Origin of the sequence: Haemophilus sp. CCUG 66565, assembly GCF_001679495.1 — a bacterium.
GTDB lineage: Bacteria > Pseudomonadota > Gammaproteobacteria > Enterobacterales > Pasteurellaceae > Haemophilus > Haemophilus haemolyticus_K.
Map to the genome: position 1 here is coordinate 1 of NZ_LZOX01000003.1, position 19,354 is coordinate 19,354.

Sequence of the window (19,354 nt, forward strand, 5' to 3'; positions counted from 1 at the left end):
ATATTGTTAAAGAGCAAAATAAAGTGGTCGGCGAGATAGGATTTGAACCTACGACCCACTGGTCCCAAACCAGTTGCGCTACCAAGCTGCGCTACTCGCCGTCAGATCTTATAAAGATAAGATGGGGTGGCTAATGGGATTCGAACCCACGACAACTGGAATCACAATCCAGGGCTCTACCAACTGAGCTATAGCCACCATTAAAAGTTGTTATTGCACTGACCTGGCGCGCTCGACAAGATTCGAACTTGCGACCTTTGGCTCCGGAGGCCAACGCTCTATCCAACTGAGCTACGAACGCGTTATTGCGTCGTTGCGGAGGCGTATATTAATGATTTAATAAAACCTTGTCTAGCACTTTTTGAAAAAAAATGTTTGAGCGATAGTTTTTTATTCAGTTTGTTTAAAATTCACTATTTTTTCGACTATTTTTACAACTTAGCAAATCATTATATATGTTGAATCATCCAACAATTATGAATTTGTTTATTACGTTCAAAATCTAACGGTAACGTTTTATGCGAAATTTCTACCGCACTTAAACCTAATTCTTCCAACGCAACTAAATTCATTTTGAATCCACGTTTATTATTCGAGAAAACAATTGTACCATTATTTGACAAAACTCGTTTTAGATTTCTCATCAATTTCACATGATCTCGTTGAACATCCCAACTCTCTTCCATACGTTTAGAATTCGAAAACGTCGGTGGATCCACAAATATCAAATCAAATTGACGATCACATTTTTCTAACCATTGAAGGCAATCTGCTTGAATTAATTTATGTTGTTTACCTTCAATATCATTCAAAATAAGATTTTGTTCCCCCCAATTAAGATAAGTATTAGACATATCAACGGTAGTTGTCGATTTAGCACCACCAAGTGCTGCATGAACAGTTGCTGAGCCAGTATAAGCAAATAAGTTTAAGAAATCTTTACCTTTTGCCAACTCACCAATCATTTTTCTTGTTAAACGGTGATCTAAGAATAAGCCAGTGTCTAAATAATCCGTTAAATTTACCCAAAGTTGCACGCCATATTCATTCACATAAAAGTATTCACCTTTATTGGCTAATTTCTCATATTGATTGGTACCTTTTTGTTTCTGACGAACTTTGAGGATCAACTTATTCGTTTCTACACCTGTAACGTGCAAAGTTGCAGTAACAGCATCCAATAAACGTTGACGCGCTTTATTTTCATCAATATTTTTCGGCGCCGCATACTCTTGCACAACAATGTAATCTGCATAACGATCGACGGCTAAATTATATTCAGGCAAATCGGCATCATATAAACGATAAGCGTCTAATCCTTGTTGCTTTGCCCATTTACTAATTTTCTTAATATTTTTTTGTAATCGATTAGCAAAATCGGTTGCCACCTCCGAAGTGCGGTTAAATTCTAGTTCATTTTCAGCCGTAATTTCATCAGATTTTCGTTCTGAAACTTGATAATTCTTTTGCACACAATCTAATGGGCCATTTTTTGCTTTAAACTGTCGGCTAGCACGCATTCTCAAACAATCAAGCAATGTGGATTCGCTACTAAAAACAGAAACATTCCAACCGCAAAATTCTTTTTTAAGTCGTTGCCCAAATACAGAATAGAGCGCGATTAACGCTGGTGTTGTTCCTAAACGTTCCCCATAAGGTGGATTACAGATAACCGTACCGACTTCATTTAAACAAGGATTTTTCAACGCTGCAACATCACCTTGTTGCCATTTAATTAAATGTGAAACGCCTGCATTTTGTGCATTTTTCTGCGCCTTTTTTAATACGCGGTGATCGAGGTCAAATCCATAAAAGTGCGGTTGAATTTCACTTTGTTTTTCTTCCGCTAATTCAATCGCTTCATTTTTTACCTTTTCCCAAGCCGATTGATTATGCGCTTTCCAAAAATCAAATCCCCAATGTAAACGATAAAGTTGCGGCGCAATTTTGGCTTCCATTTGCGCCGCTTCAATTAAAAGCGTACCTGAACCACACATTGGATCTACTAATGGAGAACCCGGTTGCCAACCCGAACGCATAACAATTGCAGCTGCTAAAGTCTCGTGTAAGGGCGCTTGACCGGCATCCTCACGATAGCCTCTCAAATGTAATGCTTCTCCACTTAAATCTAAAGAAATCACTAAATTTTCACGGTTCAAATAAGCATGGATACGCACATCCGGATGAATTTTATCTACATCAGGGCGAGTTTTACCTTGACGTTCAAAGTAATCGACAATTCCATCTTTAACGCGCATCGCACCAAATTGGGTATGACGAATTTCTTGGTTGGTTCCATTAAAATCAACAAAGAAGGTAACTCGTTCATCAAATTGCGCTAACCAATTAAAACCTGAAACAGCTGCATAAAGATCTAAATCACTGTAAATTTTGGTTTCAATCAAAGGAAATAAAATGCGTGAAGCAAGGCGTGACCAAAGCAAAGTGCGGTATAAAGTTTCATCATCAGCTTGATAATGAACGCCACCTTGAACCACTTTTGCCTCTTGCGCGCCAAGTTCAGTAAGTTCAACTTTTAATAATTCTTCAAAGCCACGAGAAGTCGTTGCAAATAATTGTTTCATTTAGGTACCGATTTTGAAAATTTTGAGGGATTATAGCATAGAAAAAGATGATCTAATTGAGATCATCACAGCGAGTTAAACTGTAAAGAGAAAAGCCCTGATTTTCTTAAATCAGGGCTTTAGAATTTGTTGGTTGCGGGGGCCGGATTTGAACCGACGGCCTTCGGGTTATGAGCCCGACGAGCTACCAAGCTGCTCCACCCCGCGTCTGATGTAGTGCACTATACGCTATTAATATTTTTTTGCAAGAATTAAACAAAAGTTTATGTTTCATTTGTTAATAAAATGTTCAATGTGAGTTTTTATTAATCAACTTGACTAAATAACACTGGTCGTATTGAAGGATTTTTGATAGCGTATGCAGCCTTATTTAAGCTTATTCAGGATTCAAAATGTCAGTTCGAAAATTTTTCTCATTAAAAACATTTTCTATTGCAGTGACAACCGCACTTTTAGTTGCCTGTGGTTCTTCTAATACAACAAAAACTCAAATTCCCACCACCTCAAATGGCAGCGATCCTCAACAATTTGGTGCGAAATATTCCGGTCGTAATTATCAACAAGCTGTGTTTATGCCAGTTTCTCAAGTTGAAAACCAAAGTGCGGTCATTAATCAGGGCGATTTTTTAACGCAACTTTCAAATGTACAAAGTTATTCAAGCAAACTATCTGATCGTTTCTATGGCAACTATGAAAAAATTACGAATTGGGTACTTTCTGGCGCCAATGTAAGTGATCTTTCTAAATTTGGAATTCACCCGCAAATTATGCGTGGGTTCGATGGATATCAAAATGTTTTGATGACAGGCTACTACTCTCCTGTCCTTCATGCACGCCATTCACCGCAAGGTCAATTCCAAAATCCAATTTATCGCATGCCAGCAAATAAACGTTTTAGCCGTGCGCAAATCTATGCCGGTGCATTAGCGGGTCAAGGATTAGAATTAGCATATAGTGATTCCATGTTAGAGAACTTTTTACTTGGGGTACAAGGCAGCGGTTATGTAGATTTTGGTGATGGCAACCTTAATTACTTCGCTTATGCAGGACAAAATGGCTTTCCTTACACTGCCGTTGGTCGTTTATTAGTTGAAGATGGTGAAGTACCAAAAGAGAAAATGTCTATTCAAGCAATTCGTGAATGGGGCAATCGTAATCCTTCTCGCGTACAAAGTTTGTTAGAACGTAATTCTTCTTATGTATTCTTTAAAAATGATCCGAGTGGCAAAGTAAAAGGTTCTGCAGGCGTACCACTTGTACCAATGGCTTCTGTGGCATCAGATCGTAGCGTTGTACCATCTGGTACTGTTCTTTTAGTCGAAGTGCCTGACATTGATAATAACGGAAACTGGCTTGGTACACACAAATTGCATTTAATGGTTGCACTTGATGTGGGCGGTGCGGTGAAAGGCCACCACTTTGACTTATATCGTGGCATTGGTGATCAAGCAGGCCATATTGCGGGATTATCAAAACACTATGGCCGAGTATGGGTGTTACAATAATGGCTCCAGTGGACAATTATGAACAGCGATTTGGCGGTATTTGTCGACTTTATACACCTGATGGACTCGCGCGCCTACGCAAAGCCCATATTTGCGTAATAGGCATTGGTGGCGTGGGTTCTTGGGTCGTAGAGGCTTTAGCACGTTCAGGCGTTGGTGAACTCACATTAATTGATATGGATGATATTTGCGTCACAAATATCAATCGCCAACTTCCAGCGATGAGCGGCACAATCGGTAAATTAAAAACTGAAGTCATGTCAGAGCGAGTAAAATTAATTAACCCAGAATGTACCGTCAATATTATTGATGATTTTATCTCACTAGAGAATCAATCGGATTACCTCAATCGAGGCTATGACTATGTCATCGATGCTATTGACAATGTAAAAACTAAAGCGTCGCTGATTGCTTATTGTAAACGTAACAAAATTAATGTGATTACTATTGGCGGTGCAGGCGGTCAAACTGATCCAACCCAAATTCAAATTACCGATCTCAGTAAAACTATTCAAGATCCGCTGCTCGCTAAAGTGCGGTCAGTTTTACGCAAGGATTACAATTTTAGCCAAAACCCAAAGCGTAAATTTAGTATCGACGCGGTATTTTCAACACAACCTCTAATATTCCCACAAATGACAGAAGGGTGTTCTATTTCTGCCACAATGAATTGCGCAAATGGGTTTGGTGCAGCCACGATGATTACAGCAACCTTTGGTTTTTTTGCCGTTTCTCGTGTAATAGATAAATTACTAAAGAAAAAATCTTAATCACCTCTTGAAAATGCACATTGACCATAAATGTGCATTTTTTATCGAATGAAACCTATTTACTTTGAAAATGAAAAATTTTCCCTCAGGTTCTCTATAAAGTCGTTGCAATTTATATAAAAAGGCGTACTCTTTTTCCCTTTGAGAATTATTACCAACAAGTAAGGAAACAGAAATATGAAAAAACTTTTAAAAATTAGCGCCGTTTCTGCCGCACTTTTAAGTGCGCCAATGATGGCGAATGCCGATGTATTGGCATCAGTAAAACCTTTAGGTTTTATTGTTTCATCTATTGCAGATGGCGTAACTGGCACACAAGTCCTTGTTCCTGCTGGAGCATCTCCGCATGACTACAATTTGAAATTATCTGATATTCAAAAAGTAAAATCTGCAGATTTAGTTGTATGGATTGGTGAAGACGTTGATTCATTCTTAGACAAACCAATTAGCCAAATTGAACGTAAAAAAGTGATTACCATTGCCGATCTTGCGGATGTTGAACCTTTATTAAGTAAAGCTCACCACGAGCATTTCCATGAAGATGGCGATCACGATCATAAACATGAGCATGAACACAAACACGAACATGAACACGGCCATGATCATAAGCACGAGCATGAACATCATGACCATGCTCATGAACATCACGACCATGACCACGATCACCATGATCATGACGAAGGTTTAACAACAAACTGGCACGTTTGGTATTCTCCAGCTATCAGCAAAATTGTTGCACAAAAAGTAGCGGATAAATTAACTGCACAATTCCCAGATAAAAAAGATTTGATTGCACAAAATCTTTCAGATTTTAACCGCACTTTGGCAGAACAAGGTGAAAAAATCACAGCACAACTTGCGAACGTTAAAGATAAAGGTTTCTACGTTTTCCACGATGCTTATGGTTATTTCAACGATGCTTATGGATTAAAACAAACGGGTTACTTCACCATCAATCCATTAGTTGCGCCAGGTGCAAAAACTTTAGCGCACATTAAAGAAGAAATCGCAGAACATAAAGTAAATTGCTTATTTGCAGAACCACAATTTACGCCGAAAGTGATTGAATCTTTAGCTCAAAATACTAAAGTCAATGTAGGACAACTCGATCCAATTGGCGATAAAGTCAATTTAGGCAAAAATTCTTATGTAACATTCTTGCAATCTACCGCAGATAGTTACATGGAATGTTTAGCTAAATAAACCTTTCTAAAAAACAATGACCGCACATAAAAGTGCGGTCATTTTCTTTTTCTAAATTTGATATTTTGTTTTGTCTCCAATATCAAAATGCAAAGGCATTCGCCATTTTTGTATCGCTAAAACTAAAAGTAATACGCCAGAAATAATAGAAAAAATGCGTAATGCGATAAGATTATTTAACACCCATGAAAACCACAAGCAAGCCACAAATATCGGCTGTAAATTTAGCAAAGGTACGCGGAAACAAAAATATTCTTTAAAACACAAACCACCTAAAGTAAGTAACGCACCGCCAAGGGCTAAAGCGGGATAATGATTAATATAAAAAAGTAATCCCATCCAAGTCGCAAATTGAAAAAGCAATCTGAAGGATTTGAGATAAATATGTAATGAAGAGGCACAGCAAGTTGCCGCAATTAATATAAAGGTGAGTGATAAATCTGGATACCAACTCATGGCAAGAAGAGCCAACGCTGCTATCACAAAGCCAAAGCGATAAATAATGACAGTCAGATTATCTAAAAAATCCATCGGTGATTTAATATGTGGATCAGCCATTCTACAAAGATTCCTTTTATAAATTACAAATTAAAAATAGATGTTACGTCAACTCAATAAAAAGTGCGGTCAACTTAAAAATATTTTCTAAATTAACCGCACTTTTATTATTTCTGTTTAAGCTTATCAAGAATTTTTTGATGAATGCCACCAAAACTGCCGTTAGACATCACCAAAATGTGATCTGTAGGTTGGGCCTCAGCGACAATCATATCGACTAATCGATCTAAATTTGCATTCCAATAGGCAGGTTGTACACATTGGTTTGCAATATCTGCCACTTCCCAAGGAAGCTGTTCTGGTTGAAGCATAAACACTTCATCAGCTCGGCCAAGTGCAGGCGCAATTTCATCTTTATGAACGCCCATTTTCATTGTGTTAGAACGAGGTTCAAGCACTGCAAGAATTCGCACGCCGCCCCCCACTTTATCTCGTAAAGCGGTTAGCGTAGCGAGAATAGCTTCTGGATGATGAGCAAAATCATCATAAACGATGATGCCATTAACTTCACCTTTTACTTCTAAACGACGTTTAGCATTTACAAAAGATCCTAATGCTTTACATGCATCTTCAATCGATACACCCGCATGATGAGCAGCTGCGATTGCCATTAAAGCATTATGCATATTATGTTGTCCCACTACATTCCATTTTACTTCTGCCACTTTTTCACCATGATGGAAAACCGCAAAATGTGAGGCATCATTTGTAATACGCTCAGCAAACCACTCATTATCTTTGCCTAAAAATTGTTGTTGCGACCAACATCCCAATGCCAGCGTTTCTTTTGCACTTTGTTCACTCGCCGAACTTAATACCAAGCCACTTGCCGGAATAGTTCGAATCATATGATGAAATTGGCGTTGGATCGCTTTAAGATCATCAAAAATATCTGCATGATCAAAACTAATGTTATTTACGATAAGTGTACGCGGATTGTAATGTACAAATTTCGAACGTTTATCAAAGAAAGCTGTATCATATTCATCAGCTTCAATAACAAAATAAGGACTATCTCCTAAACGAGCTGAAATGCCAAAATTACCTGCAATTCCACCGATTAAAAAGCCTGGTTTTAAGCCATTTTGTTCTAAAATCCACGTTAACATGCCTGTTGTGGTTGTCTTTCCATGCGTACCAGAAACCGCCAATACCCAACGATCGCGTAACAAATGATCATGTAACCATTGAGGACCAGATGTGTATTTCAAATTATTTTCCAACACATATTCTACGCAAGGATTACCGCGCTTCATCGCATTACCAATGATTACCATGTCAGGCGCAGGTTGTAATTGTGCAACATCATAATTTGAAATAATCTGAATACCTTGCTCTTCTAAAAAAGTGCTCATTGGAGGGTAAACATTAGTATCGGAACCCGTCACGTGATAGCCCATTTGTTTAGCAATCATCGCCACGCCGCCCATAAATGTCCCACAAATACCTAAGATATGAATATGTTTCATTGTACTTCTCTACTTAACTTATCAAGGAAAATGAAAAGTATAATAAAACAACTTCTATGAACTTTCAAAATAAAAGACTGTCATAAAGGCTCACATAGGCTATAATTGGGCCCTTAAAAAACGAGTACAACTTAACTAACAAAATATAATGAAGGAATTTACAATGAAATTTAATAAATCTTTTCTCTTTGCAAGTATCATCGCAGGTTCAATTGCATTAACAGCTTGTAACGATAAAGAAGAAAAAGTAGCAGAAAAACCTGCAGCAACAGAAACTACTCAACCAGCTCAACAATCAGTACAACAACCTCAAGTAAAAACCGATGATTTAATCACTCAAGCAAATGCAGAATTTCTAAAAGTTGCGAATGTAAAAGTAACAAATGTTTCTGTAACAGATGATTTAAAATCGTTTTCTATCACTTATGAAATTACAAACTTAAGCAATAAAGCTATTTTAGAAGCGCAATGGTTAACTGTTTATAAAGAAAATAACCAACCATTCTATGTGGCAAATCTTCCAGCATTACAATTTGGAAAAACAATTGCACCAAAAGCTAGCGAAACAGTAACATTATCAACAACTGAAGAAGCCGTGCTTTCTCAAATTCGTCCACACTTGCAACAAGGGAAAAATATCCAAGTAGACATTATTGGGACTTCGGTACATTTTGCTGACGGTTCGAAAGTTGGCTTAGTGTCAGAACAAAAATAATCCTATAAAAAATGCCTGTATAAAACAGGCATTTTTTTATCCGCACTTTTAGGCAATTCGCTCAAATCCAGCTTTTAAATCTGCAATCAATTCATCTACATCTTCAAAGCCAATATGCACACGAATTAACGAACCTGTAAGGTTACGTTTAATATTCGGACGAATATGTGCAATTTCTTCTGGTTGATTACAAAGAATTAGAGACTCAAATCCTCCCCATGAATAAGCCATAGTGAAAAGTTGAAAATGATCCATGAAATTTGAGACTTGTTCCGATGTCAATCTCTTAGTTAATTCAAAAGAAAATAAACCGCTGCTACCACTAAAGTCTCGTAAAAAGAATTCATGACCAGGGCAACTTGGTAAGGCTGGATGGTACACAGTTTTTACTTCTGGTTGCTCACTCAACCATTTTGCTACTTTAATACTACTTTCCTGATGTTGTTTTAATCGTACACCCAATGTACGAATACCACGAGCGGTCGTATAAGCAGAATCCGCATCCACCATCTGCCCCATTAAATAGGAATGTTCTCTCAGTTGATCCCAAGTTCGCGCATTTGCAACGGCGGTACCAATCATAATATCTGAATGCCCCACTAAATATTTCGTACCCGCTTGAATAGAAATATCAATGTCATACTCTAACGCTTTAAATAAAACTCCCGCTGCCCAAGTATTATCAATCATAATCACAATATTAGGGTTTACCGTTCTTGCAGCCTTCACAATAGTAGGAATATCTGGAATTTCCATTGTGATAGAACTCGGTGCCTCCAAAAAAAGTACTTTTGTATTCGGTTGAATAAGCGTTGCAATATCAACACCAATAAGAGGATCGTAATAAGTTGTATCGATCTGCATTTTTTTCAGCACAATATTACAGAAATCTTGGGTTGGCTCGTAGGCTGCACCGCTCATTAATACATGATCGCCAGTTTTTACAAAAGAAAGAATCGAATTAGTTACTGCTGCTGCACCACAAGGATAAAGATAACAGCCTGCGCCCCCCTCCATTTCGCACATTAAATCTTGTAACGCAAAATGTGTTAGCGTCCCTCTTCGGCCATAAAATAATTCGCCTTTTGCTCTATGTTGAGTCGCGTGTTTTTTATCTTCAATACTGTCAAATACTAATGAAGAAGCTCGCTGTAAAACGGGGTTTACAGATCCTTGTGAAAAACGTTTTTTACGCCCTGCATGGACAAATGTTGTTGATAGATTGTGTTGTTGCATATTTCCACCTTATTTTAGATAAGATTAATTGCTTTAATAGATAAAATCGAGTATAAAAATGTCGGCGTTTCAAATAAAATCACGCCGCTATTTTGTGTGGCAAAACTTCAACTTAACTTTATATAGGAATTATGACTATGGTATTAGTAACCCGTCAAGCACCAGATTTTACTTCATCTGCTGTATTAGGCAATGGCGAAATCGTTGATAACTTCAACTTTAAAAAACACATTGCTGGAAAAGCTGCAGTAATCTTTTTCTACCCATTAGACTTTACCTTTGTTTGCCCTTCTGAGTTAATCGCATTTGACCACCGTTATGAAGAATTCAAAAAACGTGGCGTAGAAGTCGTTGGTGTTTCTATCGACTCTCAATTCACTCACAATGCATGGCGTAACACCCCAACTGAAAATGGTGGTATCGGCCAAGTTAAATATGCATTAGCGGCAGACGTAAAACACGAAATCGCTCAAGCATACGGTATTGAACATCCAGAAGCAGGCGTTGCATTACGCGCTTCATTCTTAATCGACAAAAATGGCGTCGTTCGTCACCAAGTAGTAAATGATCTTCCATTAGGTCGTAACATCGATGAAATGTTACGTATGGTTGACGCATTACAATTCCATGAAGATCACGGTGAAGTTTGCCCTGCTCAATGGGAAAAAGGTAAAGAAGGGATGAAAGATAACCCTGAAGGCGTTGCAAAATACTTAAAACAAAACGCTGATAAACTTTAATCCGTAATTATTTATAAGAAAGCCACATAATGTGGCTTTTTTTATATTCTTAGATACTTTAGAATAGGTGTATCTCTAACACCAAGAGCGGTTCATTTCTATGAAATTTAATATTCCTATTTTCCTAACGATGTTTCGAGTAATCCTGATTCCGTTTTTCGTGATTGCATTTTATTTACCTATCGAATCCTCCCCTTTTATTACTACATTCATATTCTTTATTGCCGGTGTTACTGATTGGCTTGATGGTTATTTGGCTCGTAAATGGAAACAAACTACAAGATTTGGCGCTTTTTTGGATCCTGTTGCGGATAAAGTAATGGTTGTCGCCGCCTTGGTTCTCATCGTTGAATATCAACACTCTCTGTGGATTACGATTCCTGCGATTATTATGATTTCTCGCGAAATTATTATTTCCGCATTACGTGAATGGATGGCTGAACTCGGAGAGCGTAGTAAAGTTGCTGTCTCTTGGTGGGGAAAATGGAAAACAACCGCACAAATGTTAGCCCTAGGCGGATTATTATGGCGTTACAATAACTATATGGAAATTGCCGCTATAATCTTGCTTTACATCGCAGCCATTTTAACAGTATGGTCAATGATCCAATATTTACAGGCAGCAAAAGGTAGCCTACTAGATGACCTAAAACTCTAATTTTGGATAAAGTGCGATATTTTCTAGCGTACTTTTATTATTTTGTCTTATTTTTAATCAAATAAAGCTTTTTTTTATTTTTTTATTTGACACAAGACTATAAAACCGTAAAATACGCCCCGTTGTCAATCAGCAAGCTGATTAGCGATAAATGCGGGAATAGCTCAGTTGGTAGAGCACGACCTTGCCAAGGTCGGGGTCGCGAGTTCGAGCCTCGTTTCCCGCTCCAATTTGCCCGAGTGGTGGAATCGGTAGACACAAGGGATTTAAAATCCCTCGCCTTTCGAGGCGTGCCAGTTCAAGTCTGGCTTCGGGCACCATTTAAAACCAAATCTGAAGATTTTAAAAATATTTAAAATCAATTTATGGGTCGTTAGCTCAGTCGGTAGAGCAGCGGACTTTTAATCCGTTGGTCGAAGGTTCGAATCCTTCACGACCCACCACTCTCTGATTTAGTTGTCCAGTTGGGTTGTTAGCTCAGTTGGTAGAGCAGCGGACTCTTAATCCGTCGGTCGAGAGTTCGAGCCTCTCACAACCCACCATCCTTATTTTTATTATTATTCATCTCTAATATTTTAAATTTCTTTAATTTGCTTAAATTCTTGACTATTTTTAGCGGTTATTGTGGTAGAATACCCTTAAATTTTAGTCGGGCATCATTATGTTGGAAAATATTCGTATTGTTTTAATTGAGACTTCGCATAGCGGTAATATTGGTTCTGCTGCTAGAGCAATGAAAACAATGGGATTGACCCAGATTTGTCTTGTTTCACCAAAATCTGTTGATGAACAATCTTATGTTCTTTCAGCTGGCGCAGAAGATATAGTAAAAAATGCCAGAGTTGTCGATAGTTTTGATGAAGCTGTCTATGATTGCTCTTTAGTGATTGGAACAAGTGCTCGTTTACGTCATTTGCAAAGTACATTGATCGAGCCTCGAGAATGCGCGGAAAAAGTTGTAGCGCATGAAGGCAAGATAGCTATTGTGTTTGGTCGTGAACGTATTGGATTAACGAATGAAGAATTGTTGAAATGTCATTACCATTTGAATATCCCAGCTAATCCTGATTATCCTTCTTTAAATTTGGCAATGGCGGTACAGTTGGTAAGCTATGAATTGCGTATGGCATTTTTAGCTAAAGATAAGAAGGAAAATTCACTTTCTTTAATAGAACAAAACTATCCAACAGCAGAACAACTCGCTTATTTTTTTGACCACACGGAACGTGTATATCAATCACTTGGATTCATTCAAAATCAAGGTGTTATGCAAAAATTAAAGCGTTTATATTATCGCGCTCAACTTGAAAAAAATGAATTAAATATTTTAAATGGCATGCTAAGTGCGGTCGAAAAACGGATTGATCTTGATTTAGATTAATTGACTGATTTAGTAGGATATGTAAATATTGCAACATCACTTTTTAGGAACACTTTATGAAACTTACATCGAAAGGTCGTTATGCAGTCACAGCGGTTTTAGATATCGCTTTAAATGCAGAAAAAGGTCCTGTGAGCCTTGCAGATATTTCTGAACGTCAACATATTTCGCTATCTTATTTAGAACAACTTTTTGCTAAATTACGTCGTGATGGATTAGTAAAAAGTGTTCGTGGACCTGGTGGAGGTTATCAGCTAGGTTTACCAAGTGACCAAATTTCAGTGGGAATGATTATTTCAGCGGTAAATGAAAATATTCATGTGACAAAATGTCTTGGTCGTGGAAATTGTCAAAATGGCGTAGAATGTTTAACTCATACATTGTGGGAAGATCTGAGTAATCGCATTGAAAGTTTTCTCAATGAAATTACTTTGGCTGAATTGGTGAGTAAACGCGAATCAAAACGCCAAACTCATAGCGATTTTGAGAATTTATTAATTGTTAATCAATAAAGGAAAGTAGTCCGTACAGTGCAAAATGCATTAAAGTGCGGTCAAATTTAGAATGATTTAGGAGTGAAAAATGAAATTACCTATTTATTTAGACTATGCAGCAACTTGTCCTGTGGACGAGCGTGTTGCGAAGAAAATGATGGAATTTTTAACCATTGACGGTACATTCGGTAACCCAGCTTCTCGCTCGCATAAATTTGGTTGGCAAGCAGAAGAAGCGGTTGATGTGGCTCGTAATCAAATTGCGGATCTTATTGGTGCCGATTCTCGTGAAATTGTGTTTACTTCTGGTGCGACAGAATCAGATAACCTTGCAATTAAAGGCGCTGCGCATTTTTACCAAACTAAAGGTAAACATATCATCACTTGCAAAACTGAGCATAAAGCCGTCTTAGATACTTGTCGTCAATTAGAGCGCGAAGGTTTTGAAGTGACCTATTTATCACCCGAGTCTGATGGTTTAATTGATTTAGAAAAATTTAAAGCCGCACTTCGTCCAGATACTATTTTAGTTTCAATTATGCATGCCAATAATGAAATTGGTGTGTTGCAAGATATTAAAGCTATTGGTGAGCTTTGTCGTGCAAATAAAACGATTTTCCATGTGGACGCAACTCAAAGTGTGGGCAAAGTTGCGATTAATTTGGAAGAGTTGCCTGCTGATTTATTATCTATGTCTAGCCATAAACTTTATGGGCCTAAAGGTATTGGTGCGTTATACGTTCGTCGTAAACCACGTATCCGTTTAGAAGCGATTATTCATGGCGGTGGCCATGAGCGTGGTATGCGTTCAGGTACATTACCTGTCCACCAAATCGTGGGAATGGGCGAGGCTTATCGAATTGCAAAAGAAGAAATGGCATCAGAAATGCCTCGTTTAAAAGCTCTTCGTGATCGTTTATATAATGGCTTAAAAGATATTGAAGAAACCTACGTAAATGGCTCAATGGAGCACCGTTTAGATAGTAATTTAAATATTAGCTTTAACTATGTTGAAGGTGAATCTTTAATGATGGCGTTGCGTGATATCGCTGTATCTTCTGGTTCTGCTTGTACATCAGCTAGCCTAGAGCCATCTTATGTATTGCGCGCACTTGGTTTAAATGATGAATTGGCACACAGTTCAATTCGTTTTACACTTGGCCGTTACACCACTGAAGAAGAAATTGATTACACTATTAATTTAGTAAAAGGTGCGGTGGAAAAACTTCGTGCATTATCGCCATTATGGGATATGTTTAAAGAAGGTATCGACCTTAGTACAATTGAGTGGTCTGCTCACTAGGATTTAACTGCTATTATGAAATGGCGTTTCTCAAGGATTTAAAAAAGGAAAGTTAAAATGGCTTATAGCGAAAAAGTAATCGATCATTATGAAAATCCGCGCAATGTGGGTTCTATGGATAAAAAAGATAGCAATGTTGGTACTGGCATGGTAGGTGCACCGGCTTGTGGTGATGTAATGCAGCTACAAATTAAAGTAAATGATAACGGCATTATTGAAGATGCAAAATTCAAGACTTATGGTTGTGGTTCTGCTATTGCATCTAGCTCATTAATTACAGAGTGGGTTAAAGGTAAATCTTTAGAAGAAGCAGGCGCAATCAAAAATAGTCAAATTGCAGAAGAGTTAGAATTGCCACCAGTGAAAGTACATTGTTCCATTTTAGCGGAAGATGCAATTAAAGCGGCAATTGCTGATTACAAATCCAAAAAAGGCGAATAATATGAAAAAGTGCGGTCGGTTTTGACCGCACTTTTAGTGGTTTTGGGGGATATATGAGTATTACATTAACAGAAAAAGCCGCTCAACGAGTGAAAGCTTTTTTGGATAATCGTGGTAAAGGTATTGGTTTACGTTTAGGCGTTAAAACATCAGGCTGTTCTGGATTAGCTTATGTGCTTGAGTTTGTCGATGCCTTAAATGAAGAAGATCAAGTTTTTGAACAACACGGTGTGAATATTATTGTCGATCCAAAAAGCTTAGTTTATCTCAATGGTATTGAGTTGGATTATGTGAAAGAAGGCTTAAATGAAGGCTTCAAATACAATAATCCAAACGTAAAAGAATCTTGTGGTTGTGGTGAAAGTTTCCATGTTTAAGGTAATAATCTGATGTTAAATCCTTTTCAAATTTTTGATTTACCCGTTGATTTTCAGTTAGATGAGAAAGCGCTAAATACACGTTATTTAGAATTACAAAAGGCGCTGCATCCAGATAATTTTGTATCAAGTAGTGCGTTAGAACAACGCGTTGCGATGCAAAAATCCACCGAAGTGAATGATGCCTTAAAAACGTTAAAAGACCCAATTTTACGAGCGGAAGCTATTATTGCGCTTAATACTGGTGAACAGATAGATCTTGAACAAAAAAGTACGCAAGATGTGGCGTTTTTAATGCAACAGTTACAGTGGCGAGAACAACTAGAAGAACTTGAACATCAGAAAGATGAAGAAGTATTAAACGCTTTTGCGAGAGAAATTAAACAAGAAACTCAGTCATTATTGACCGCACTTTCTGAGAGTCTGACATCCCAACAATGGACGAAAGCATCTCAACAGTGTGATAAATTACGTTTTACCCGTAAACTTTCTGAAGAAATTGAACGAGTAGAAGAACGTCTTTTTGAACTGTAATAGATCTATATCTCAATATCCCTTGATATTATGCAAACTCTCGAACAACTAATATCTCCAGAAAATTCTGCTTGGCCTATACTTTCCCAATGGATTGAAAGTGCACGTAATCATTGTTATGTCATTAAAAAAGATCAATCAAGTGCAGAACGTGAACTTTTTACCATGCAAATGCCAACATCATCACCAATGGGTGCTGTGATTTATGAAACAGGTGGAATTTTAATTCATCATGGTTGGTTGCGTATTTTAGGTTCAGGAAGTTTTAAATTACCGCGTGGATTAATGGATTGGAATTTTAGTAAGTCTTTTAGTGAGTCTGGTGAAAAACCAAAGTATTTATTGGTTGCAGATGATGTGATAGGCGGTTACTTTGCATTAAATGGTGGTTCCTTAGGCGATAACCTTGGCAAAATTTATTACTTTTCACCAAAAGATCTCACTTGGCATAATTTAAATTTTACTTATACAGAATTTTTAGCTTGGACATTGAATGGTGATTTAGAGGCTTTTTATCAAGGTCTATTTTGGCAAAATTGGCAAGATGATGTGAAACAATTGGATGGTAATCAAATTTTTGTATTTTCGCCTGACTTAAGTGAAGAGAGAAAAATAGCGATTGATGAACGTCAAAAACACGAAGTCAATATTGAAACCCATTACCAAGCAAGCTTTGCAGAAAAAAATAAATTTGATTTGGCGTATTCCGTCGCATAACCAGTAGAAAATATCATATGGCATTATTACAAATTACAGAACCCGGACAATCTGCTGTACCGCATCAACATCGTTTAGCAGTTGGGATTGATTTGGGAACAACCAATTCTTTGGTTGCATCCGTGCGTAGTGGGCAATCCGTGATTCTTAATGATGAACAAGAACGTAGTCTTGTGCCATCGGTCGTTCATTATGGCGTTGCAGAAAAGAAAGTTGGTTTGGAAGCTTTTGAACAAGCCTCACTTGATCCAAAAAATACGGTGATTTCAGTAAAACGTCTAATTGGTCGTAGTCTTGCAGATGTTCAGTCTCGTTATCCTAGTTTGCCTTATGAATTTGTGGCGAGTGAAAATGGATTACCTTTAATTGTTACGGCACAGGGCCCTAAAAGTCCAATTGAAGTATCTTCAGATATTTTATCTCGTTTAAATCATATTGCAGAACAACGCCTTGGAGGTGAGCTTTCTGGGGTTGTGATTACGGTTCCAGCGTATTTTGATGATGCCCAACGTCAAAGTACTAAGGATGCTGCGCGTTTAGCAGGGCTAAATGTATTACGTTTATTGAATGAACCCACTGCAGCCGCAGTCGCTTATGGATTGGATAGCGGGCAGGAAGGGATTATTGCAGTTTATGATTTAGGTGGCGGTACATTTGATATTTCAATTTTACGTTTATCAAAAGGCGTCTTTGAAGTTCTAGCAACAGGTGGCGATACTGCGCTAGGTGGTGATGATTTTGATCATTTAATTGCAGATTGGGTCGTTGAACAAACCCAAGTAAAACCACAAACCCCAAATCAACAGCGCGAACTGATAACCCTTGCTAGCCAAGCCAAAATGACTTTAAGTACTGAGAAAAGTGCGGTGATTTCTTGGCAGAATTTTTCAGTAGAAATTTCACGAGAACAATTTAATGCGTTGATTCATTCACTGGTAAAACGTTCATTGCTAACTTGTCGCCGAGCTTTGAAAGATGCCAACGTTGAATCTGAAGAAGTGAAAGCTGTGGTGATGGTTGGTGGTTCAACTCGAGTGCCATATGTACGAGAACAAGTTGGTGAGTTTTTTGGTAAAACACCACTTACTTCCATTGATCCAGATAAAGTTGTAGCACTTGGTGCCGCAATTCAAGCGGATATTTTAGTCGGTAATAAAACTGATTCTGATATGTTGTTGCTCGATGTCGTGCCGCTTTCTTTAGGCATTGAGACGATGGGGGGATTAGTGGAAAAAATTATTCCACGTAACACAACAATTCCGGTGGCTCGTGCACAAGAGTTTACTACTTTCAAAGATGGCCAAACAGCAATGACTGTTCATGTCGTACAAGGTGAACGTGAGCTGGTAGATGATTGTCGTTCTTTAGGGCGTTTTACTCTACGAGGTATTCCAGCAATGGCTGCGGGGGCCGCTCATATTCTAGTTACTTATCAAGTCGATGCAGATGGTTTATTAAGTGTGACTGCAATGGAAAAATCGACAAAAGTGCAGGCATCAATTCAAATTAAACCTTCCTATGGTTTAACAGATGAAGAAGTGACAGCAATGATTAAATCTTCTTTTGATAATGCACAAGAGGATTTGCAAGCTCGTGAATTAGCCGAGCAACGAATAGAAGCGGATCGTGTGATTGAAAGTGTGATTGTTGCGTTACAAGCTGATGGGGCTGAATTGCTTAGCACAGAAGAATTTCATCATATTGAACGTGTGTTAAAACAATTAATGGATGTAAAACAAGGTTCAGATCGTGATGCAATTGCACAAGGAATTAAAGCCTTGGATATTGCTACCCAAGAATTTGCAGCACGTCGAATGAATGCATCGATTAATAAAGCTTTGACTGGCAAAAATTTGTCAGATATTGAAAAACCGTAAAAGTGCGGTCAGATTATTAAATAATTTTGAGGAAAGTGTTATGCCAAAAGTGATTTTTTTACCTAATGAAGAATTTTGTCCCGAAGGTATGGTGGTTGATGCGGCTGCAGGTGATAACTTATTAGAAGTTGCACACAATGCTGGGGTGGAAATCCATCATGCTTGTGATGGTTCTTGTGCTTGTACAACCTGCCATGTGATTATTCGTGAAGGGTTTGACTCTCTAAATGAAACGAGTGATCAAGAAGAAGATATGCTGGATAAAGCTTGGGGATTAGAAATGGATAGTCGTTTATCTTGCCAATGTGTAGTGGGAGACGAAGATCTTGTGGTAGAAATTCCGAAATATAACATTAACCATGCCAATGAGGCCGCTCACTAATGAAATGGACTGATGCTCAATTAATTGCAGAAGAACTTTACGATCGTAATCCTGATTTAGATCCAAAAACCGTTCGTTTTACTGATTTACATAAATGGATTTGTGAACTTGAAGATTTTGGTGACGATCCTAATAAGTCAAATGAAGCGATTCTTGAGGCTATTTTATTGAAATGGTTGGATGAATTTGAATAAATATAAAAAAACCTAAGTCACTGACTTAGGTTTTTTATCAAAATTTGATGGCGGAGGAATAGGGATTCGAACCCTAGGAGGGCGTAAACCCTCGCCGGTTTTCAAGACCGGTGCCTTCAACCACTCGACCATTCCTCCGTGATTTAATGCGCACGCATAATACGTTTTTTGAGAAAGACCGTCAAGCAGAAATCATCTCGTTTTTATCAAGTGAT

General features: G+C 37.9%; 20 protein-coding genes and 9 tRNA genes. 20 read left to right on the top strand and 9 right to left on the bottom strand.

All coding sequences use genetic code 11. The features are described 5' to 3' along the window. Positions 1-24: 24 nt before the first annotated feature. The 5 genes from A9501_RS02915 to A9501_RS02935 form a co-directional block, all read right to left on the bottom strand. A tRNA-Pro gene (locus A9501_RS02915) sits at positions 25-101 on the bottom strand. Positions 102-122: 21 nt separating this feature from the next. Then, positions 123-198 (bottom strand) — tRNA-His (locus A9501_RS02920). 26 nt (positions 199-224) lie between these two features. Next, positions 225-301: transfer RNA gene (locus A9501_RS02925), tRNA-Arg, on the bottom strand. Between the two features lie 148 nt (positions 302-449). Continuing rightward, positions 450-2,585: a bifunctional 23S rRNA (guanine(2069)-N(7))-methyltransferase RlmK/23S rRNA (guanine(2445)-N(2))-methyltransferase RlmL gene (rlmKL, locus tag A9501_RS02930; RefSeq protein WP_065264866.1), complete on the bottom strand. Its 2,136-nt coding sequence runs from the start codon at positions 2,583-2,585 to the stop codon at positions 450-452. Positions 2,586-2,715: 130 nt separating this feature from the next. Further along, positions 2,716-2,792, bottom strand: a tRNA-Met gene (locus A9501_RS02935). A 185-nt stretch (positions 2,793-2,977) separates the two neighbouring features. Between A9501_RS02935 and mltA the strand changes: the two genes are divergently transcribed. The 3 genes from mltA to znuA all read left to right on the top strand — a co-directional run bounded on the left by mltA (position 2,978) and on the right by znuA (position 6,063). Beyond that, on the top strand, positions 2,978-4,090 hold the full coding sequence (gene mltA / locus A9501_RS02940) for a murein transglycosylase A (protein WP_065264867.1): 1,113 nt from the start codon (positions 2,978-2,980) through the stop codon (positions 4,088-4,090). Further along, a complete protein-coding gene (gene tcdA, locus A9501_RS02945) occupies positions 4,090-4,860 on the top strand; it encodes a tRNA cyclic N6-threonylcarbamoyladenosine(37) synthase TcdA (protein WP_065264868.1) in 771 nt (256 codons plus the stop codon). The genes mltA and tcdA overlap by 1 nt, the downstream gene beginning before the upstream one ends. A 177-nt stretch (positions 4,861-5,037) precedes the next feature. After that, positions 5,038-6,063: a zinc ABC transporter substrate-binding protein ZnuA gene (znuA, locus tag A9501_RS02950; protein WP_065264869.1), complete on the top strand. Its 1,026-nt coding sequence runs from the start codon at positions 5,038-5,040 to the stop codon at positions 6,061-6,063. 51 nt (positions 6,064-6,114) lie between these two features. On the opposite strand, the gene A9501_RS02955 is transcribed toward znuA, so the two are convergent. Both A9501_RS02955 and mpl read right to left on the bottom strand, forming a co-directional pair. Next, entirely contained in the window at positions 6,115-6,621 is a 507-nt protein-coding gene (locus A9501_RS02955) for a DUF2301 domain-containing membrane protein (RefSeq protein WP_065264870.1), read from the bottom strand. Between the two features lie 107 nt (positions 6,622-6,728). After that, positions 6,729-8,090 (bottom strand): UDP-N-acetylmuramate:L-alanyl-gamma-D-glutamyl-meso-diaminopimelate ligase, encoded by a 1,362-nt coding sequence (gene mpl / locus A9501_RS02960; protein WP_065264871.1) that lies wholly within the window; start codon positions 8,088-8,090, stop codon positions 6,729-6,731. Between the two features lie 163 nt (positions 8,091-8,253). Here mpl and A9501_RS02965 point away from each other — a divergent pair, with 163 nt between their 5' ends. Beyond that, positions 8,254-8,805 carry a hypothetical protein gene (locus A9501_RS02965; protein WP_065264872.1) on the top strand — a complete coding sequence of 184 codons (552 nt, stop codon included), beginning with the start codon at positions 8,254-8,256 and terminating at the stop codon, positions 8,803-8,805. A 48-nt stretch (positions 8,806-8,853) separates the two neighbouring features. On the opposite strand, the gene metC is transcribed toward A9501_RS02965, so the two are convergent. Next, entirely contained in the window at positions 8,854-10,041 is a 1,188-nt protein-coding gene (gene metC, locus A9501_RS02970; RefSeq protein WP_065264873.1) for a cystathionine beta-lyase, read from the bottom strand. A 137-nt stretch (positions 10,042-10,178) separates the two neighbouring features. Between metC and A9501_RS02975 the strand changes: the two genes are divergently transcribed. From A9501_RS02975 to iscX, 16 genes are all read left to right on the top strand, one after another. Beyond that, positions 10,179-10,781, top strand: coding sequence for a peroxiredoxin C (locus tag A9501_RS02975; RefSeq protein WP_005625599.1), 603 nt, complete (start codon positions 10,179-10,181; stop codon positions 10,779-10,781). A gap of 100 nt (positions 10,782-10,881) precedes the next feature. Next, positions 10,882-11,439: a CDP-diacylglycerol--glycerol-3-phosphate 3-phosphatidyltransferase gene (gene pgsA, locus A9501_RS02980; protein WP_005625600.1), complete on the top strand. Its 558-nt coding sequence runs from the start codon at positions 10,882-10,884 to the stop codon at positions 11,437-11,439. Between the two features lie 153 nt (positions 11,440-11,592). Beyond that, a tRNA-Gly gene (locus tag A9501_RS02985) sits at positions 11,593-11,668 on the top strand. 4 nt (positions 11,669-11,672) lie between these two features. Further along, positions 11,673-11,759: transfer RNA gene (locus A9501_RS02990), tRNA-Leu, on the top strand. 47 nt (positions 11,760-11,806) lie between these two features. Then, a tRNA-Lys gene (locus A9501_RS02995) sits at positions 11,807-11,882 on the top strand. Positions 11,883-11,905: 23 nt separating this feature from the next. After that, positions 11,906-11,981, top strand: a tRNA-Lys gene (locus A9501_RS03000). A gap of 119 nt (positions 11,982-12,100) precedes the next feature. Continuing rightward, the gene (gene trmJ, locus A9501_RS03005) at positions 12,101-12,820 is read left to right on the top strand and encodes a tRNA (cytosine(32)/uridine(32)-2'-O)-methyltransferase TrmJ (RefSeq protein ID WP_065264874.1); all 720 of its coding nucleotides are present in this window, start codon (positions 12,101-12,103) and stop codon (positions 12,818-12,820) included. Between the two features lie 56 nt (positions 12,821-12,876). Next, entirely contained in the window at positions 12,877-13,332 is a 456-nt protein-coding gene (gene iscR / locus A9501_RS03010; RefSeq protein ID WP_005630093.1) for a Fe-S cluster assembly transcriptional regulator IscR, read from the top strand. Positions 13,333-13,402: 70 nt separating this feature from the next. Continuing rightward, positions 13,403-14,617, top strand: a complete 1,215-nt coding sequence (locus A9501_RS03015) for an IscS subfamily cysteine desulfurase (protein WP_065264875.1) — start codon at positions 13,403-13,405, stop codon at positions 14,615-14,617. A 57-nt stretch (positions 14,618-14,674) separates the two neighbouring features. Beyond that, a complete protein-coding gene (gene iscU / locus A9501_RS03020; RefSeq protein WP_005626962.1) occupies positions 14,675-15,058 on the top strand; it encodes a Fe-S cluster assembly scaffold IscU in 384 nt (127 codons plus the stop codon). Between the two features lie 53 nt (positions 15,059-15,111). Next, positions 15,112-15,435, top strand: coding sequence for an iron-sulfur cluster assembly protein IscA (gene iscA / locus A9501_RS03025; protein ID WP_065264876.1), 324 nt, complete (start codon positions 15,112-15,114; stop codon positions 15,433-15,435). Between the two features lie 12 nt (positions 15,436-15,447). After that, on the top strand, positions 15,448-15,969 hold the full coding sequence (hscB, locus tag A9501_RS03030; protein WP_065264877.1) for a Fe-S protein assembly co-chaperone HscB: 522 nt from the start codon (positions 15,448-15,450) through the stop codon (positions 15,967-15,969). A 30-nt stretch (positions 15,970-15,999) separates the two neighbouring features. Further along, positions 16,000-16,686, top strand: coding sequence for a DUF2625 domain-containing protein (locus A9501_RS03035; RefSeq protein ID WP_065264878.1), 687 nt, complete (start codon positions 16,000-16,002; stop codon positions 16,684-16,686). A gap of 17 nt (positions 16,687-16,703) precedes the next feature. Beyond that, positions 16,704-18,563 carry a Fe-S protein assembly chaperone HscA gene (gene hscA / locus A9501_RS03040; RefSeq protein ID WP_065264879.1) on the top strand — a complete coding sequence of 620 codons (1,860 nt, stop codon included), beginning with the start codon at positions 16,704-16,706 and terminating at the stop codon, positions 18,561-18,563. 40 nt (positions 18,564-18,603) lie between these two features. After that, positions 18,604-18,945: an ISC system 2Fe-2S type ferredoxin gene (fdx, locus tag A9501_RS03045; protein ID WP_005629440.1), complete on the top strand. Its 342-nt coding sequence runs from the start codon at positions 18,604-18,606 to the stop codon at positions 18,943-18,945. Next, positions 18,945-19,139, top strand: coding sequence for a Fe-S cluster assembly protein IscX (gene iscX / locus A9501_RS03050; protein WP_065264880.1), 195 nt, complete (start codon positions 18,945-18,947; stop codon positions 19,137-19,139). Before fdx ends, iscX begins: the two co-directional genes overlap by 1 nt. Before the next feature lie 48 nt (positions 19,140-19,187). Here iscX and A9501_RS03055 read toward each other — a convergent pair. Further along, positions 19,188-19,277 (bottom strand) — tRNA-Ser (locus A9501_RS03055). Positions 19,278-19,354 lie beyond the last annotated feature (77 nt).

Coding starts and splice junctions, on each gene's coding strand:
- rlmKL (WP_065264866.1), bottom strand. CDS start 2,585: ATGAAACAATTATTTGCAACGACTTCTCGTGGCTTTGAAGAATTATTA.
- mltA (WP_065264867.1), top strand. CDS start 2,978: ATGTCAGTTCGAAAATTTTTCTCATTAAAAACATTTTCTATTGCAGTG.
- tcdA (WP_065264868.1), top strand. CDS start 4,090: ATGGCTCCAGTGGACAATTATGAACAGCGATTTGGCGGTATTTGTCGA.
- znuA (WP_065264869.1), top strand. CDS start 5,038: ATGAAAAAACTTTTAAAAATTAGCGCCGTTTCTGCCGCACTTTTAAGT.
- A9501_RS02955 (WP_065264870.1), bottom strand. CDS start 6,621: ATGGCTGATCCACATATTAAATCACCGATGGATTTTTTAGATAATCTG.
- mpl (WP_065264871.1), bottom strand. CDS start 8,090: ATGAAACATATTCATATCTTAGGTATTTGTGGGACATTTATGGGCGGC.
- A9501_RS02965 (WP_065264872.1), top strand. CDS start 8,254: ATGAAATTTAATAAATCTTTTCTCTTTGCAAGTATCATCGCAGGTTCA.
- metC (WP_065264873.1), bottom strand. CDS start 10,041: ATGCAACAACACAATCTATCAACAACATTTGTCCATGCAGGGCGTAAA.
- A9501_RS02975 (WP_005625599.1), top strand. CDS start 10,179: ATGGTATTAGTAACCCGTCAAGCACCAGATTTTACTTCATCTGCTGTA.
- pgsA (WP_005625600.1), top strand. CDS start 10,882: ATGAAATTTAATATTCCTATTTTCCTAACGATGTTTCGAGTAATCCTG.
- trmJ (WP_065264874.1), top strand. CDS start 12,101: ATGTTGGAAAATATTCGTATTGTTTTAATTGAGACTTCGCATAGCGGT.
- iscR (WP_005630093.1), top strand. CDS start 12,877: ATGAAACTTACATCGAAAGGTCGTTATGCAGTCACAGCGGTTTTAGAT.
- A9501_RS03015 (WP_065264875.1), top strand. CDS start 13,403: ATGAAATTACCTATTTATTTAGACTATGCAGCAACTTGTCCTGTGGAC.
- iscU (WP_005626962.1), top strand. CDS start 14,675: ATGGCTTATAGCGAAAAAGTAATCGATCATTATGAAAATCCGCGCAAT.
- iscA (WP_065264876.1), top strand. CDS start 15,112: ATGAGTATTACATTAACAGAAAAAGCCGCTCAACGAGTGAAAGCTTTT.
- hscB (WP_065264877.1), top strand. CDS start 15,448: ATGTTAAATCCTTTTCAAATTTTTGATTTACCCGTTGATTTTCAGTTA.
- A9501_RS03035 (WP_065264878.1), top strand. CDS start 16,000: ATGCAAACTCTCGAACAACTAATATCTCCAGAAAATTCTGCTTGGCCT.
- hscA (WP_065264879.1), top strand. CDS start 16,704: ATGGCATTATTACAAATTACAGAACCCGGACAATCTGCTGTACCGCAT.
- fdx (WP_005629440.1), top strand. CDS start 18,604: ATGCCAAAAGTGATTTTTTTACCTAATGAAGAATTTTGTCCCGAAGGT.
- iscX (WP_065264880.1), top strand. CDS start 18,945: ATGAAATGGACTGATGCTCAATTAATTGCAGAAGAACTTTACGATCGT.